Origin of the sequence: Enterobacter sp. N18-03635 (assembly GCF_004006055.1) — a bacterium.
Classification (GTDB): domain Bacteria; phylum Pseudomonadota; class Gammaproteobacteria; order Enterobacterales; family Enterobacteriaceae; genus Enterobacter; species Enterobacter vonholyi.
Genome location: NZ_CP034769.1, coordinates 3,028,498 through 3,043,224, shown reverse-complemented (window position 1 = coordinate 3,043,224; position 14,727 = coordinate 3,028,498). Strand labels below are relative to the sequence as shown.

Sequence of the window (14,727 nt, the reverse complement as noted above, 5' to 3'; positions counted from 1 at the left end):
CGGGAAAGGGCTGTGCCAATAAAATGTCATAACCGCGTCCTGCTGCTGCTGGCCTGCGTGGCCATCGCGGCGGTCGCGTTACCGTTTGTCAACGTTGCCCCAAACCGCCTGATGTCGGGGGAGGGCAAAGCGCTCTGGCAGGTCTGGTCGTTTACGCCGGCGTGGCTTGTGGCGTCGCTGAGCGCGTGGGTGATCCTGTCGCTCTGGCAGGGACGCCCGGCGCAGTGGCTGACGCTGCTCCTCTCTGAAGGGCTGTTTATCCTCCTGTTCTGGAGCGCCGGACTGGCGGCGACGCATATGGCATCGGCGGAAAGTCCGCTGGCGAGAACCACTATCGGCAGCGGCCTGTGGCTGTGGCTGGCGCTGTGTCTGCTGGCCTGCAGCGATGCCATTCGTCGACTCATCGCCAGCGCGGTCTGGCGCTGGGTGCTCCATGCGCAGATATGGTGTATTCCTTTACTCCTGCTGTTCAGCGGTGAGCTGAACAACCTCTCGCTGTTAAAAGAGTACGCCAACCGTCAGGAGGTGTTTGATGATGCCCTCGCGCAGCACCTGACGATCCTCTTCGGTACGCTCGTTCCGGCGCTTCTGGTTGGGATCCCCCTTGGCATGTGGTGCTATCGCCATCCTTCACGCCAGGGCGGGGTTTTTACCGTGCTCAATGTTATCCAGACCATTCCTTCCGTTGCGCTGTTTGGCCTGCTGATTGCCCCGCTGGCCGGGTTGGTGAAGTCATTTCCTGTGCTGGGAACGCTCGGTATTGCCGGAACGGGGTTAACGCCCGCCCTAATCGCGCTGGTGCTGTATGCGCTGCTGCCGCTGGTGCGCGGCGTGGTCGCGGGCTTAGGTCAGGTCGCACCTGACGTGCTGGAAAGCGCCCATGCGATGGGAATGAGCGCCCGGCAGTGTTTCTGGAAAATTCAGCTCCCGCTGGCGCTGCCCCTGCTGCTGCGCAGCCTGCGGGTGGTGGCGGTCCAGACCGTCGGCATGGCTGTGATTGCGGCGCTGATTGGCGCGGGTGGTTTTGGCGCACTGGTGTTCCAGGGGCTGCTGAGCAGCGCTCTGGATCTGGTGCTATTGGGCGTGGTGCCCACGATTGCGCTGGCGGTGGTCGTAGACGCATTGTTTGCCTTATGGCTCGCGCTGCTCGGGAGAAGAGCCAATGATTGAATTTCATGATGTCAGTAAAACCTTTGCCGGTCGCCCGGCGGCGAGCCATCTGAACCTGAACTTTGCCGAGGGGGCGTTTTCCGTGCTGATTGGCACCTCGGGCTCGGGAAAATCCACCACGCTGAAGATGATCAACCGTCTGGTTGAGCATGACAGCGGGCTGATTCGCTTTGCCGGAGAAGAGATCCGCAGCCTGCCGGTGCTGGAGCTGCGCCGTCGGATGGGCTATGCCATTCAGTCTATCGGCCTGTTTCCGCACTGGACGGTGGCGCAGAACATCGCCACCGTGCTGCAGCTGGAGAAGTGGTCGCGGGCGAAAATCGCTGACCGGGTGGATGAACTGATGTCCCTGCTGGGGTTAGAGCCTGCGCTGCGCGATCGCTATCCGCACCAGCTTTCCGGCGGGCAGCAGCAGCGCGTGGGCGTGGCGCGCGCGCTGGCGGCCAACCCGCAGGTACTGCTAATGGATGAACCCTTCGGCGCGCTGGACCCGGTCACGCGCGGGGCGCTGCAGGCGGAGATGACCCGCATCCACCGCATTCTCGGACGCACGATCGTTCTCGTGACGCACGATATTGATGAAGCCCTGCGCCTGGCCGACCATCTGGTGCTGATGGATCATGGCGAAGTGGTGCAGCAGGGCTCGCCGCTTGAGCTGTTAACCTGGCCGAAGAACGACTTTGTGCGCGAGTTTTTTGGCCGCAGCGAGCTGGGCGTCAGGCTGCTCTCCCTGCGGACGGTCAGCGACTATATGCGCCGGGATGCGGTGCCGGTGAGCGGCGAACCGCTGCAGGCGCAGATGAGCCTGCGGGATGCCCTCTCCGCGTTTGTCGCGCGACAGTGCGAGGTATTGCCCGTCTCGGACTCCGGCGGGACGCCGTGCGGAACCTTACATTTTCGCGATCTGCTGGCCGGGGAGGTGACGCGTGAAGGCTCTGCGTGATCCGCTCCTCTGGCTGGTAGCGCTCTTTGTCGCCTTGCTGTTTCTGATGCCCCACAGCGCGGCGCTGTTTAACAGCCTCTTTCCCGGGCTGCCGCGGCCGGTGTATCAGCAGGAGAGCTTTATTAATCTCGCCCTGGCGCATCTCTGGCTGGTGGCGCTCTCAAGCGCTGTCGCGATCGTGCTGGGCGTGGGGGCGGGCATCGCGGTCACGCGGCCTGCGGGTCGGGAGTTTCGCCCGCTGGTGGAGACGATTGCGGCCATTGGTCAGACGTTTCCCCCGGTGGCGGTGCTGGCGATAGCGGTTCCGGTGATGGGCTTTGGTCAGCAGCCGGCGATCATTGCGCTGATTCTATACGGCGTATTGCCGGTGCTGCAGGGCACGCTAGCGGGCCTCGCGGCGGTACCGGCGTCAGTGCTGAGCGTGGCAGAAGGGATGGGGATGAGTCGCGGCCAGCGGCTGCGCAAGGTTGAACTGCCGCTTGCGGCGCCGGTTATTATTGCCGGGATCCGCACGTCGGTCATCATTAACATCGGGACGGCGACCATTGCGTCGACGGTCGGTGCCAATACGCTGGGGACGCCGATCATTATCGGCTTAAGCGGGTTTAATACGGCTTATATTGTGCAGGGGGCGGTGCTGGTCGCGCTGGCGGCCATCGTCGTCGATCGCCTTTTTGAGCGGCTGACGCTGTACCTCAGCCGACACCGCCGCGAACAATAAACGAGTACCCTGCCAGCATCACGCCGCCGATACCGCTCACGGCCATCAGGACAAAAAGGGTAATAATGGCCAGTTTGGTTGCCTTCATCATGTGCTCCTGTTGTTAACGGAACAATTATACGGTGAAGCGCAGCTGTTAATGAACCATTAAATGCCGTTATGGCTCATCCGGCCCAAGGGAATAAACCGGGTAACCATTTTCTCGCCATTCCATCAGAAGCTGCTGCTGCGTGGCGGACGGCACTTCGCCACACCAGACCAGCAGGGTCTGGCCGTCGAAAAACTCAGGCTTAAGCTGAGCCAGCGAGTGCGCCAGAACATCCACGCGCCAGCCCTTCTGGGTAGCAATCCATGCTTCCAGCCACAGGCGGGTGGTATCGTGCACGTTCCAGCCGACTACCAGCGCATCTTTTCCGGCTTTGTTCTTCGCCGAGGCAAGGCAGACGGCAATATAGTTGATCAGCACCCCGTCGAGCATGCTGAGCAGCGCCTGCAGGGTAGACTGCTGGCACTGCAGGCGTCGACGGAGCGGAATGAAAAGATGGGAGATCAGCGTCTGTGCCGGATAGTCGCGGCCCTGCTCTTTTATCCATGCGCGCAGGCGCTGAAGATTGCCTGCCTGCAGGAGCCGCAGCAGGGTTTCCTGCTGTTCGCGCCAGAGGTGCTGCGTGTCCGGGTCGTCATGGCTCAGCAGGGACTTCACTTTGCCGACCTGCACCCCGTTGTCGATCCAGCTCTTAATCTCGCGGATGCGGTCAATATCGGCCTCATTGAAAAGGCGATGCCCACCGTCGGTCCTTTGCGGTTTGAGCAATCCATACCGTCGCTGCCACGCCCGTAGGGTAACGGGATTGATATCACAAAGGAGTGCCACTTCACCTATCGTGTAAAACGCCATATTCGCCCCCTGGCTTACGCGTTCCCAGCTTAACTGTAGACCCACTTTTGCGAACCAGGAAGGGTTGATTGATTTTTGAACAAACAATGCGAAGCATGCACGATATTCAGAAAAAGGTGTGATAACGGACACGATTTTGTGCTTTTTTGGAATGCTTCTAAGAAAGTAACCCCGCATCAGTGTATGTTACGCGTTTTTAGCGTGTGCGGTTTTGAGTATGTACGAGTTTAATCTGGTGCTGCTGTTGCTTCAGCAGATGTGCGTGTTTCTTGTCATTGCCTGGCTGATGAGCAAAACGCGCCTGTTTATCCCGCTGATGCAGGTCACCGTTCGTCTGCCGCACAAGTTCCTCTGTTACGTCGTATTTTCCATATTCTGCATTATGGGGACCTGGTTTGGTCTTCATATCGAAGATTCTATTGCCAATACGCGCGCGATTGGCGCGGTGATGGGCGGGCTGCTGGGCGGTCCCGTCGTCGGTGGCCTTGTCGGTTTAACCGGAGGACTGCATCGCTATTCCATGGGAGGGATGACGGCGCTGAGCTGCATGATCTCCACGATCGTGGAAGGGCTGCTCGGCGGCCTGGTGCACAGCTATATGATTAAGCGCGGCCGTCCGGATAAAGTCTTCAGCCCGCTCACCGCCGGAGCCATTACCTTTGTGGCCGAAATGGCGCAGATGGCGATCATTCTGCTCATTGCCCGTCCGTTTGAAGATGCGCTGCACCTGGTCAGCAGCATTGCCGCCCCGATGATGGTGACTAACACCGTGGGGGCGGCGCTGTTTATGCGCATTCTGCTCGACAAGCGCGCTATGTTTGAGAAGTACACCTCGGCGTTTTCCGCCACGGCGCTGAAGGTCGCCGCCTCGACCGAAGGGATCCTGCGCCAGGGGTTTAACGAAGAAAACAGCATGAAGGTCGCGCAGGTGCTCTACAAGGAGCTGGATATCGGCGCGGTGGCCATAACCGACCGCGAGCGGCTGCTGGCCTTTACCGGCACAGGGGACGATCACCATCTGCCGGGTAAACCGATCTCCTCAGCCTATACGCTGCGCGCCATCGAAACCGGCGAAGTGGTGTATGCCGACGGTAACGAAGTGCCTTATCGCTGTTCGCTGCATCCGCAGTGCAAGCTGGGCTCCACGCTGGTGATTCCGCTGCGCGGGGAAAATCAGCGGGTGATGGGGACTATCAAGCTGTATGAGGCAAAAAACCGTCTGTTCAGCTCGATCAACCGCACGCTGGGGGAGGGGATAGCCCAGCTGCTGTCCGCACAAATCCTCGCCGGACAGTATGAGCGGCAGAAAGCCCTGCTGACGCAGTCTGAAATTAAGCTGCTGCATGCCCAGGTCAACCCGCATTTCCTGTTTAATGCCCTCAACACGCTCAAAGCGGTGATCCGCCGCGACAGCGATCAGGCCGCGCAGCTGGTGCAGTTTCTGTCGACCTTTTTCCGCAAGAACCTGAAGCGGCCGTCTGAGATCGTGACCCTCGCCGACGAGATTGAGCACGTGAACGCCTATCTGCAGATTGAGCAGGCGCGTTTCCAGTCGCGCCTGCAGGTGACGCTCTCCGTGCCGGACGAGCTGGCGTATCAGCACCTCCCGGCTTTTACCCTGCAGCCTATTGTCGAAAACGCCATTAAGCACGGCACGTCACAGCTTCTGGGTACAGGGGAGATAACCATTGCCGCCAGCCGTTTTAACCACCATCTGGTGCTGGATATTGAAGATAATGCCGGGCTTTACCAGCCTTCCGCCTCCGGCGGTTTAGGGATGAGCCTGGTGGATAAACGCCTGCGCGCCCATTTTGGCGATGACTGTGGCATTACCGTCGCCTGCGAGCCCGACCGATTTACCCGTATTACCGTACGACTGCCGCTGGAGGAAAACGCATGTTAAGAGTGCTGATTGTGGATGATGAGCCGCTGGCACGGGAAAACCTGCGCGTTTTGCTGCAGGAGCAGCCGGATATTGAGATTGTGGGTGAGTGCGCCAACGCCATTGAGGCCATCGGCGCGGTGCACAAGCTGCGCCCGGACGTGCTGTTCCTTGATATTCAGATGCCCCGCATCAGCGGCCTGGAGATGGTCGGCATGCTCGACCCGGAACATCGTCCCTACATCGTGTTTCTGACGGCGTTCGACGAATATGCCGTTAAGGCCTTTGAGGAGCACGCGTTTGACTATCTGCTCAAGCCGATCGAAGAGAAGCGCCTTGAAAAAACGCTCACCCGTTTACGCCAGGAAAGAACCGTACAGGACGTCACGCTGCTGCCGGAGAACCAGCAGCCGCTGAAGTTTATCCCCTGCACCGGGCACAGCCGGATCTATCTTCTGCAGATGGATGACGTGGCGTTCGTCAGCAGCCGCCTGAGCGGGGTGTTTGTCACCAGCGCGGAAGGGAACGAAGGATTTACCGAGCTGACCCTGCGCACGCTCGAGAGCCGCACGCCGCTGATCCGCTGCCACCGCCAGTATCTGGTGAACATGGCGCACCTGAAGGAGATCCGCCTGGAAGATAACGGCCAGGCCGAACTGGTGCTGCGTGCCGGGCAAACGGTACCCGTCAGCCGCCGCTACCTGAAGAGTTTGAAAGAGGCGATTGGGCTGTAAAGCTGGTACACTGCGCGCCATTGCATCATCGACATTCGAAGGCTCTATGCTAAGTAACGATATTCTTCGTAGCCTGCGCTACACCCTGAAAGCGAACAATAACGACATGGTGCGCATTCTTGCGCTGTCCGACATGGAATCCACGTCTGCGAGTTTTGACACGTGGATGACCAAAGAAGACGAAGAGGGCTTTGTCCGCTGCCCTGATATCATTCTGTCGGGTTTCCTGAACGGCCTGATTTACGATAAGCGCGGCAAAGATCCTGCCGCGCCAGAGCTGGCGCTGGAGCGTCGCGTGAACAATAACACGGTGCTGAAAAAGCTGCGTATCGCGTTCTCGCTGAAAACGGACGATATCGTGGCGATCATGACCGAGCAAAAATTCCGCGTATCCGTGCCGGAAGTCACCGCCATGATGCGCGCGCCGGATCATAAAAACTACCGCGAGTGCGGCGACCAGTTCCTGCGTAATTTCCTGCGCGGGCTGACCCATCGGGTGCATCACCCTAAACCATAAAAAAAGCCGGAGATAATCTCCGGCTTTTTTGTTATTTCACCTGCTGACCCGGCTTCGCGCCTTCGTCAGGGCTTAACAGGAAGATATCTTTCCCGCCAGGGCCTGCGGCCATCACCATCCCTTCAGAGATGCCGAAGCGCATTTTACGCGGCGCCAGGTTCGCCACCATCACGGTTTGACGGCCAATCAGCACCTGCGGGTCCGGATACGCAGAACGGATGCCGGAGAAGACGTTACGCTTCTCGCCGCCCAGATCCAGCGTCAGGCGCAGCAGCTTGTCAGAGCCTTCCACGAACTCCGCGTTCTCAATCAGCGCCACGCGCAGGTCGACTTTAGCGAAATCGTCGAAGGTAATGGTTTCCTGAATCGGATCGTCTGCCAGCGGGCCGGTAACCGGTGCCGCAGCCGCTTTAACCTCTTCTTTAGACGCTTCCACCAGGGCTTCAACCTGCTTCATCTCGATGCGGTTGTACAGCGCTTTAAAGGTGTTCACCTTGTGGCCGAGCAGCGGCTGCTGGATGGCATCCCAGGTCAGTTCGGTGTTCAGGAATGCTTCGGCACGGGCCGCCAGCTGTGGCAGAACCGGCTTCAGGTATGTCATCAGCACGCGGAACAGGTTGATGCCCATAGAGCAGATCGCCTGCAGATCGGCATCGCGACCTTCCTGTTTAGCGACAACCCACGGTGCCTGCTCGTCCACATAGCGGTTTGCCAGGTCGGCCAGCGCCATGATTTCGCGCACGGCTTTACCGAACTCACGAGTTTCCCACGCGTCGCCAATGGTAGCCGCCGCGTCGGTAAAGGTTTTGTACAGGGCAGGGTCAGCCAGTTCCGCAGCCATCACGCCTTCAAAGCGTTTGGCGATAAAGCCCGCGTTACGGGAGGCCAGGTTCACCACCTTGTTGACGATGTCCGCGTTCACGCGCTGCACGAAATCTTCCAGGTTCAGGTCGATATCGTCGATGCGGGAAGAGAGCTTCGCGGTGTAGTAGTAGCGCAGGCTGTCCGCATCGAAGTGGTTCAGCCAGGTGCTGGCTTTGATGAACGTACCCCGGGACTTGGACATCTTCGCGCCGTTCACCGTCACGTAGCCGTGTACGAACAGGTTGGTTGGCTTGCGGAAGTTGCTGCCTTCCAGCATGGCCGGCCAGAACAGGCTGTGGAAGTAAACGATGTCTTTACCGATGAAGTGGTACAGCTCTGCCGTGGAATCTTTCTTCCAGTATTCGTCGAAGCTCACGGTGTCGCCACGCTTGTCGCACAGGTTCTTGAAGGAGCCCATGTAGCCGATTGGCGCGTCCAGCCAGACGTAGAAGTATTTGCCCGGCGCGTTCGGGATTTCAAAGCCGAAGTACGGCGCATCGCGGGAGATATCCCACTGCTGCAGGCCGGATTCGAACCACTCCTGCATTTTGTTCGCCACCTGCTCCTGCAGCGCGCCGCTGCGGGTCCACGCCTGCAGCATTTCGCTGAAGGACGGCAGGTCGAAGAAGAAATGCTCGGAGTCACGCATCACAGGCGTGGCGCCTGAAACCACGGATTTTGGCTCGATAAGCTCGGTCGGGCTGTAGGTTGCGCCGCACACTTCGCAGTTATCGCCGTACTGGTCCGGGGATTTACATTTCGGACAGGTGCCTTTGACGAAACGGTCCGGCAGGAACATGCCTTTTTCCGGATCGTACAGCTGAGAGATGGTGCGGTTTTTGATAAAACCATTCTCTTTCAGACGAGTGTAGATCAGCTCCGACAGCTCGCGGTTTTCGTCGCTGTGCGTGGAGTGATAGTTGTCATAGCTGATGTCAAAGCCAGCAAAATCAGTCTGATGCTCCTGACTCATTTCGGCAATCATCTGCTCCGGGGAGATCCCCAGCTGCTGCGCTTTCAGCATGATCGGCGTGCCGTGGGCATCGTCCGCACAGATGAAATTAACCTCGTGGCCGCGCATTCGCTGGTAACGGACCCAGACATCAGCCTGGATATGCTCCAGCATGTGGCCGAGGTGGATTGAGCCGTTGGCGTACGGCAGTGCGCACGTTACCAGAATTTTCTTCGCGACTTGAGTCATAGTAGGCATTACTTCTTTTAACTGTGAAAAGGGTTTTCGATATTACCAAAAGGGGCATTATTAAGTAAGCACAAACCACGGCCTTTCAGGTAAACTTGTTCATCTAAGGTCTTATTCACAAGAACAAAGGAGTCGGGATGAGTTCTCAATCCCAGGCCAAATCACCGGAAGCCTTACGAGCAATGGTCGCCGGGACGCTGGCTAACTTTCAGCATCCAACCCTGAAGCACAATCTCACTACGCTGAAAGCGTTACACCACGTTGCCTGGCTGGACGATACCCTGCACATTGAGCTGCAGATGCCGTTCGTCTGGACCAGCGCCTTTGACGCACTGAAAGAGCAGACCAGCTCTGAGCTGCTGCGCATTACCGGCGCGAAGGCGATTGACTGGAAGCTGAGCCACAGCATCGCCACGCTGAAGCGCGTGAAAAACCAGCCTGGCGTGAACGGCGTGAAAAATATCATTGCCGTCAGCTCGGGTAAGGGTGGGGTAGGGAAATCCTCTACCGCCGTTAACCTGGCGCTCGCGCTGGCGGCGGAAGGGGCAAAGGTCGGCATTCTGGATGCGGATATCTACGGTCCGTCTATTCCGAACATGCTGGGTGCGGAAAACCAGCGTCCAACCTCGCCGGACGGCACCCACATGGCGCCAATCATGGCTCACGGTCTGGCGACCAACTCCATTGGTTATCTGGTGACTGACGATAACGCCATGGTCTGGCGCGGCCCGATGGCCAGCAAAGCGCTGCTGCAGATGCTGCAGGAGACGATGTGGCCGGATCTGGATTATCTGGTACTGGATATGCCGCCGGGCACCGGTGACATTCAGCTGACGCTGGCGCAAAACATTCCGGTCACGGGGGCCGTTGTGGTGACGACGCCGCAGGATATCGCGCTGATCGACGCCAAAAAAGGCATCGTAATGTTCGAGAAGGTGGAAGTGCCGGTGCTCGGTATCGTTGAGAACATGAGCATGCACATCTGCAGCAACTGCGGTCACCACGAACCTATCTTCGGTACCGGTGGCGCAGAAAAACTGGCCGCGAAGTATCACACCCAACTGCTTGGGCAGATGCCGCTGCACATTACCCTGCGTGAAGATTTGGACAGCGGAAAACCGACGGTCGTCAGCCGTCCGGACAGCGAATTTGCAGATATGTATCGCCAGCTGGCGGGACGCGTTGCTGCGCAGCTTTACTGGCAGGGCGAAGTGATCCCGGGCGAAATCGCGTTCCGTGCTGTGTAATACCTCTTCGCTTAGTGCCGGGTGGCGGCTTCGCCTTACCCGGCCTACGAAATACGGTTTTGTAGGTCAGGTAAGCGAAGCGCCACCTGACTTTACCCAAGCCGATAATGCATCAGATTGTACTCTCCGTCCGGAGAATCACCCGTCGCCTCAATGTGCCAGCCGTGCCGCTGGTAAAACGCAATAGCCCGCGCATTCTTCACCAGACACTTAAGCGAACCCGTACTGGTAAACGTTTTCTGCACGTGTTCAAGCAACTCATGCCCGACGCCCATGCTCTGATACTGCGGATCTACAAACAGATTGTGCAGGAAATTATCGTTCGTCCAGACGGAAGCAAAACCCAGGCGATGGCCGTTCTGCGTGGCAACCCAAATCACTTCGTCACGCGTTACCGCGTCAAAGTCTTCAAGCTGCCAGTCTGAACCGTCCAGCCATGGCCAGGCTTCACGCCGGGCGTGGAGGAAAAGCGTGCGCAGGAAAGGGCGATCGCTTTCCTGCCAGGGGCGAATCAGGATGGTATTAGCGGTGATAGAAAATATCTCCATTGTAGGCTTTGTAGATTTTGCCATCCGCATCGCCGATCAGCACATAGTTCTCGCCCATGTAGGTCCAGTGGGTTCCGGCATCCGGAGCCGGCAGGTTACGCAGCTGGTACTGTTTGATGGTGTACTCCGGCGTTTGATACTGCGCCGGCGCCGTGTCGCCAATTTTGAATTTCGTGAAGTCAGCGATGAACTCTTGTTCTTCATAGGCCTTGATGCCGGATGCCGCTTGTGGTGCTGCATTCGCCGCGCTTGCCAGAGACATCACGACACCCAGAAGCAGCCATTTACACTTAGCCATTTTTTCTCCAGTTGAACGGTTTTTAAGTTTGATTTTGCCTGTCAACAATACGGCAACCTGCCTATTTTAAATATCAGACAATGGCTTGTTCGAAAAAAAATGTAACAAAAATGAACCTACCTGATAACCGTTTTCCGTTTGGTAAGCCTCATCGATGAAATGATCTTCACCAGCAAACAGACGCGACACTTCTTTACAGCATAGTGGTGTAATGCCCGCTAAGATGACCTCCGTTAAAACACGAGGTCACAATGGACAACCGCAAAATCAATCGACTGCGCCGCTGGGCGCGGGAAGGGATAATACTCGTTCTGCTGACGCTGGCCGTAGTGTGGGGTGTGGATCAATACCGAAAACCGATGCTCCCCGCCAGTTTTAGCGCAACACCGATGCAGAGCATCGACGGCAACATTCACGATATCGCTGCGCTCAGCCAGGAGCGCCCGCTGCTGATTTACGTCTGGGCGACCTGGTGCAGCATATGCCGTTATACGACGCCCTCGGTTAATCAACTGGCAGACGAGGGCGGGAACGTGGTGAGTATCGCCATGCGCTCTGGTGACAATGCAAAGCTTGCGCGCTGGGTTGACAAGAAACAGCTGAAAATGCCGGTGATTAACGATGCAAACGGTGCTTTGTCGCAGCAATGGCAGGTGAGCGTCACGCCAACGCTGGTGGTTGTGTCGAAGGGGAACGTGGTGAGTACCACAACGGGCTGGACGAGCTACTGGGGATTGAAAATCAGAATGTGGTGGGCAGGGCTGTAAAGATAACCCCTCTTCCGGCGGAAGAGGGGTTTTGTGTTACTTAGCCAGAACTTCCTGCGCGGTGCGCTCAACCAGAGACAGCAGGATTTTGATATCTTCCAGCGTCACGGTTGGGTTCAGCAGCGTCAGCTTCAGGCAGGTCACGCCGTTATGCTCGGTCACACCGACGTTCGCACGGCCGGATTCCAGCAGCGCGTCACCAATTTTCTGGTTCAGCAGGGCGATGCCCGCGTCATCCGTCTGCACCTGACCGCGGAAGCGGAACAGAACGCTTGCCAGCTGCGGCTGCATAACCAGTTCCAGCGCAGGCTGCGCTTTCACGTAGGCCGCAACCTGCTGCGCCAGGGTCACGCCGTGATCGATGATCGCCGCGTATTGCTCCTGACCCAGCGCTTCCAGGCTCATCCACAGCTTCAGCGCGTCGAAACGACGGGTAGTCTGCAGAGATTTGGAAACCAGGTTAGGCACGCCTGCTTCTTCGTCGAACTCAGAGTTCAGGTAAGCCGCCTGATAGCGCATCAGCTCATAGTGACGCGCTTCTTTCAGCAGGAACGCGCCGCAGCTGATGGTCTGGAAGAACTGTTTGTGGAAGTCCAGGGTCACTGAATCCACCAGCTCAATGCCGTCAAGGTAGTGACGATACTGCTCAGACATCAGCAGCGCGCCGCCCCAGGCTGCATCAACGTGTACCCAGATGTTCTGCTTCGCGGCCAGTTCTGCAATCGCGCGCAGCGGGTCGATAGCACCGGCATCGGTGGTACCTGCCGTCGCGACGATCGCCAGAATCTGCTCACCGTTCGCATTGCACTGTTCAATTTTCGCCGCCAGATCGGTCAGATCCATGCGGGAGAATTCGTCCGTTTTCACCTGCACCACGGACTGGTAGCCCAGGCCCATCAGCGCCATGTTTTTCTGCACGGAGAAGTGCGCGTTTTCGGAGCACAGTACGCGGATCTTACGCAGATCGCCCACCAGGCCGTCCTGCTGAACGGAATGACCCTGACGCGCAAAGAACGCATCGCGCGCCAGCATCAGGCCCATCAGGTTGCTCTGGGTACCGCCGCTGGTGAAGACACCCGCGTCGCCAGCCTGATAACCCACGCGGGTACGCAGCCACTCGATCAGTTTGATCTCAATGATGGTTGCGGACGGGCTTTGATCCCAGGAGTCCATACTCTGGTTAGTGGCGTTGATCAGCACTTCCGCCGCCTGGCTTACGACCAGGCTTGGGCAGTGCAGGTGCGCCACACACTGCGGGTGATGAACGGACAGGCTGTCTTTCAGGAAGAACTCCACGGCGCGTTCAATCGCCGCTTCGTTGCCCAGCCCTTTCGGGTTGAAATCCAGCTTAATACGGTCGCGCAGTTCCGCGACCGTTTTGCCCTGGTACATCTCAGGCTGTTTCAGCCACTGCATCACAGCCTGAGTGCTTTGTTCAATCGCCTGCTGGTAAGCTTCAATGCTCTGCGCAGAGGAGAACAAAATTGGGTTTGAATCAGACATCGTAATCAACAACTCCGGTTACGCCGGGCGAACGCCCGCAGCAAGCAGTGCCTGCTCAAATTTATCCAGGAAGATCTTCAGCTCTTCATCGCTGATCAGCAGAGACGGCAGCAGACGCAGAACGATACCGTTACGACCACCGCGCTCCAGAATCAGACCGGCTTCGAAGCACTTCTTCTGAATCAGTGCAGACAGCTCGCCGTCGCCCGGGAAGCAGCCCATGTGGTCTGCGGCTTCGTGTGGCTTAACGATCTCGATACCGATCATCATGCCCAGACCGCGAACGTGGCCGATAACCGGGTAACGTTTCGCCATCTCTTTCAGCTGGCCTTTCAGCCATTCGCCCTGTGCCGCCACTTTGCCTGCGATGTTCTGGTCTTTCAGGATTTTCAGCGTCGTCAGACCGGTGGCCATCGCCAGCTGGTTGCCGCGGAAGGTACCGGTGTGGTGACCTGGCGCCCATGCGTCGAACTGCTTTTTGATGCCGAGCACGGCCAGCGGCAGACCGCCACCTACTGCTTTAGACATCACGATGATGTCTGGCTCGATGCCCGCGTGTTCGAAGGCGAAGAATTTACCGGTACGGGCAAAGCCAGCCTGAACTTCGTCGAGGATCAGCAGAATGCCGTGTTCCTGAGTCACTTTACGGATGCGCTGCAGCCACTCAGCCGGAGCCGGGTTCACGCCGCCTTCGCCCTGAACGGCTTCCAGGATCACCGCAGCAGGCTTACGCACGCCGCTTTCAACGTCGTTGATCAGGTTATCAAAGTAGTAAGTCAGCGCTTTCACGCCCGCTTCACCACCGATACCCAGCGGGCAACGGTATTCGTGCGGGTAAGGCATGAACTGGACTTCTGGCATCATACCGTCAACCGCTTCTTTCGGAGACAGGTTGCCGGTCACGGACAGTGCGCCGTGAGTCATGCCGTGGTAACCACCAGAGAAGCTGATGATACCGCTACGACCGGTTACTTTTTTCGCCAGCTTCAGCGCCGCTTCAACGGCGTCAGCACCGGATGGACCGGTGAACTGCAGGCAGTACTCTTTGCCCTGACCAGGCAGCAGAGAGAGCAGGTATTCAGAAAACGCGTCTTTCAGAGGCGTAGTCAGATCCAGGGTATGTAACGGCAAGCCGCTGGTAATGACATTTTGGATGCTTTTCAGCACATCAGGATGGTTATGGCCAAGCGCAAGGGTCCCCGCGCCTGCTAAACAGTCAAGGTATTCTTTATTATCTGCATCGGTGATCCACACGCCTTCTGCTTTAGTGATGGCTAAAGGCAGTTTGCGCGGATAACTCCTGACGTTAGATTCAAACTCGGCCTGACGGGCCAGATAGGTTTCGTTGCTTTTGTGGGCATCTACGGTGTCAATACGGACTTTATCCGTCATCATATCACTCCTACAACCGCCGCTTCGTTATGAGCCACGATT

15 protein-coding genes are annotated in these 14,727 nt (G+C 57.8%); 8 read left to right on the top strand and 7 right to left on the bottom strand.

The genetic code is table 11. The annotated features are described in order from the left end of the window. The first annotated feature begins 12 nt into the window (after nt 1-12). From ELK40_RS15205 to ELK40_RS15195, 3 genes are read left to right on the top strand one after another with little or no spacing between them, the layout of a single operon-like run. Nucleotides 13-1,170: an ABC transporter permease gene (locus ELK40_RS15205; RefSeq protein WP_115875830.1), complete on the top strand. Its 1,158-nt coding sequence runs from the start codon at nt 13-15 to the stop codon at nt 1,168-1,170. Beyond that, entirely contained in the window at nt 1,163-2,113 is a 951-nt protein-coding gene (locus ELK40_RS15200) for an ABC transporter ATP-binding protein (RefSeq protein ID WP_127731664.1), read from the top strand. Before ELK40_RS15205 ends, ELK40_RS15200 begins: the two co-directional genes overlap by 8 nt. Next, entirely contained in the window at nt 2,097-2,834 is a 738-nt protein-coding gene (locus ELK40_RS15195) for an ABC transporter permease (protein ID WP_127731662.1), read from the top strand. Before ELK40_RS15200 ends, ELK40_RS15195 begins: the two co-directional genes overlap by 17 nt. Here ELK40_RS15195 and ELK40_RS15190 read toward each other — a convergent pair. Together ELK40_RS15190 and mlrA are read right to left on the bottom strand one after the other, a co-directional pair. Further along, a complete protein-coding gene (locus ELK40_RS15190; protein ID WP_008500895.1) occupies nt 2,809-2,922 on the bottom strand; it encodes a protein YohO in 114 nt (37 codons plus the stop codon). The two genes, ELK40_RS15195 and ELK40_RS15190, sit on opposite strands and share 26 nt — an antisense overlap. A gap of 69 nt (nt 2,923-2,991) precedes the next feature. Next, on the bottom strand, nt 2,992-3,732 hold the full coding sequence (gene mlrA / locus ELK40_RS15185; protein ID WP_115875827.1) for an HTH-type transcriptional regulator MlrA: 741 nt from the start codon (nt 3,730-3,732) through the stop codon (nt 2,992-2,994). Between the two features lie 217 nt (nt 3,733-3,949). Between mlrA and ELK40_RS15180 the strand changes: the two genes are divergently transcribed. Genes ELK40_RS15180 through ELK40_RS15170 form a run of 3 tightly spaced genes read left to right on the top strand, consistent with a single transcriptional unit; the run spans nt 3,950 to nt 6,865 of the window. Further along, a complete protein-coding gene (locus ELK40_RS15180) occupies nt 3,950-5,635 on the top strand; it encodes a sensor histidine kinase (protein WP_032642882.1) in 1,686 nt (561 codons plus the stop codon). Beyond that, nucleotides 5,629-6,348 carry a two-component system response regulator BtsR gene (gene btsR, locus ELK40_RS15175; protein WP_024908144.1) on the top strand — a complete coding sequence of 240 codons (720 nt, stop codon included), beginning with the start codon at nt 5,629-5,631 and terminating at the stop codon, nt 6,346-6,348. The genes ELK40_RS15180 and btsR overlap by 7 nt, the downstream gene beginning before the upstream one ends. A 46-nt stretch (nt 6,349-6,394) precedes the next feature. Continuing rightward, complete coding sequence (locus ELK40_RS15170; RefSeq protein WP_115875826.1) at nt 6,395-6,865, top strand: DUF1456 family protein; 471 nt, start codon at nt 6,395-6,397, stop codon at nt 6,863-6,865. A gap of 31 nt (nt 6,866-6,896) precedes the next feature. On the opposite strand, the gene metG is transcribed toward ELK40_RS15170, so the two are convergent. After that, nucleotides 6,897-8,930, bottom strand: coding sequence for a methionine--tRNA ligase (gene metG / locus ELK40_RS15165; RefSeq protein ID WP_127731660.1), 2,034 nt, complete (start codon nt 8,928-8,930; stop codon nt 6,897-6,899). Nucleotides 8,931-9,067: 137 nt separating this feature from the next. On the opposite strand from metG, the gene apbC reads away from it, so the two are divergent. Then, the gene (apbC, locus tag ELK40_RS15160; protein ID WP_127731658.1) at nt 9,068-10,177 is read left to right on the top strand and encodes an iron-sulfur cluster carrier protein ApbC; all 1,110 of its coding nucleotides are present in this window, start codon (nt 9,068-9,070) and stop codon (nt 10,175-10,177) included. A gap of 92 nt (nt 10,178-10,269) precedes the next feature. Here the strand turns inward: apbC and ELK40_RS15155 are convergent, their stop codons facing one another. After that, the gene (locus ELK40_RS15155; RefSeq protein WP_127731656.1) at nt 10,270-10,749 is read right to left on the bottom strand and encodes a GNAT family N-acetyltransferase; all 480 of its coding nucleotides are present in this window, start codon (nt 10,747-10,749) and stop codon (nt 10,270-10,272) included. Then, entirely contained in the window at nt 10,700-11,023 is a 324-nt protein-coding gene (locus ELK40_RS15150) for an RcnB family protein (RefSeq protein ID WP_048992494.1), read from the bottom strand. Before ELK40_RS15150 ends, ELK40_RS15155 begins: the two co-directional genes overlap by 50 nt. A 251-nt stretch (nt 11,024-11,274) precedes the next feature. Between ELK40_RS15150 and ELK40_RS15145 the strand changes: the two genes are divergently transcribed. After that, the gene (locus tag ELK40_RS15145) at nt 11,275-11,790 is read left to right on the top strand and encodes a protein disulfide oxidoreductase (RefSeq protein ID WP_127731654.1); all 516 of its coding nucleotides are present in this window, start codon (nt 11,275-11,277) and stop codon (nt 11,788-11,790) included. Nucleotides 11,791-11,826: 36 nt separating this feature from the next. On the opposite strand, the gene ELK40_RS15140 is transcribed toward ELK40_RS15145, so the two are convergent. Both ELK40_RS15140 and ELK40_RS15135 read right to left on the bottom strand, forming a co-directional pair. Beyond that, nucleotides 11,827-13,293, bottom strand: coding sequence for an aspartate aminotransferase family protein (locus ELK40_RS15140; protein WP_069598543.1), 1,467 nt, complete (start codon nt 13,291-13,293; stop codon nt 11,827-11,829). A gap of 18 nt (nt 13,294-13,311) precedes the next feature. Next, nucleotides 13,312-14,688 (bottom strand): diaminobutyrate--2-oxoglutarate transaminase, encoded by a 1,377-nt coding sequence (locus ELK40_RS15135; RefSeq protein ID WP_014884533.1) that lies wholly within the window; start codon nt 14,686-14,688, stop codon nt 13,312-13,314. Nucleotides 14,689-14,727: the final 39 nt, after the last annotated feature.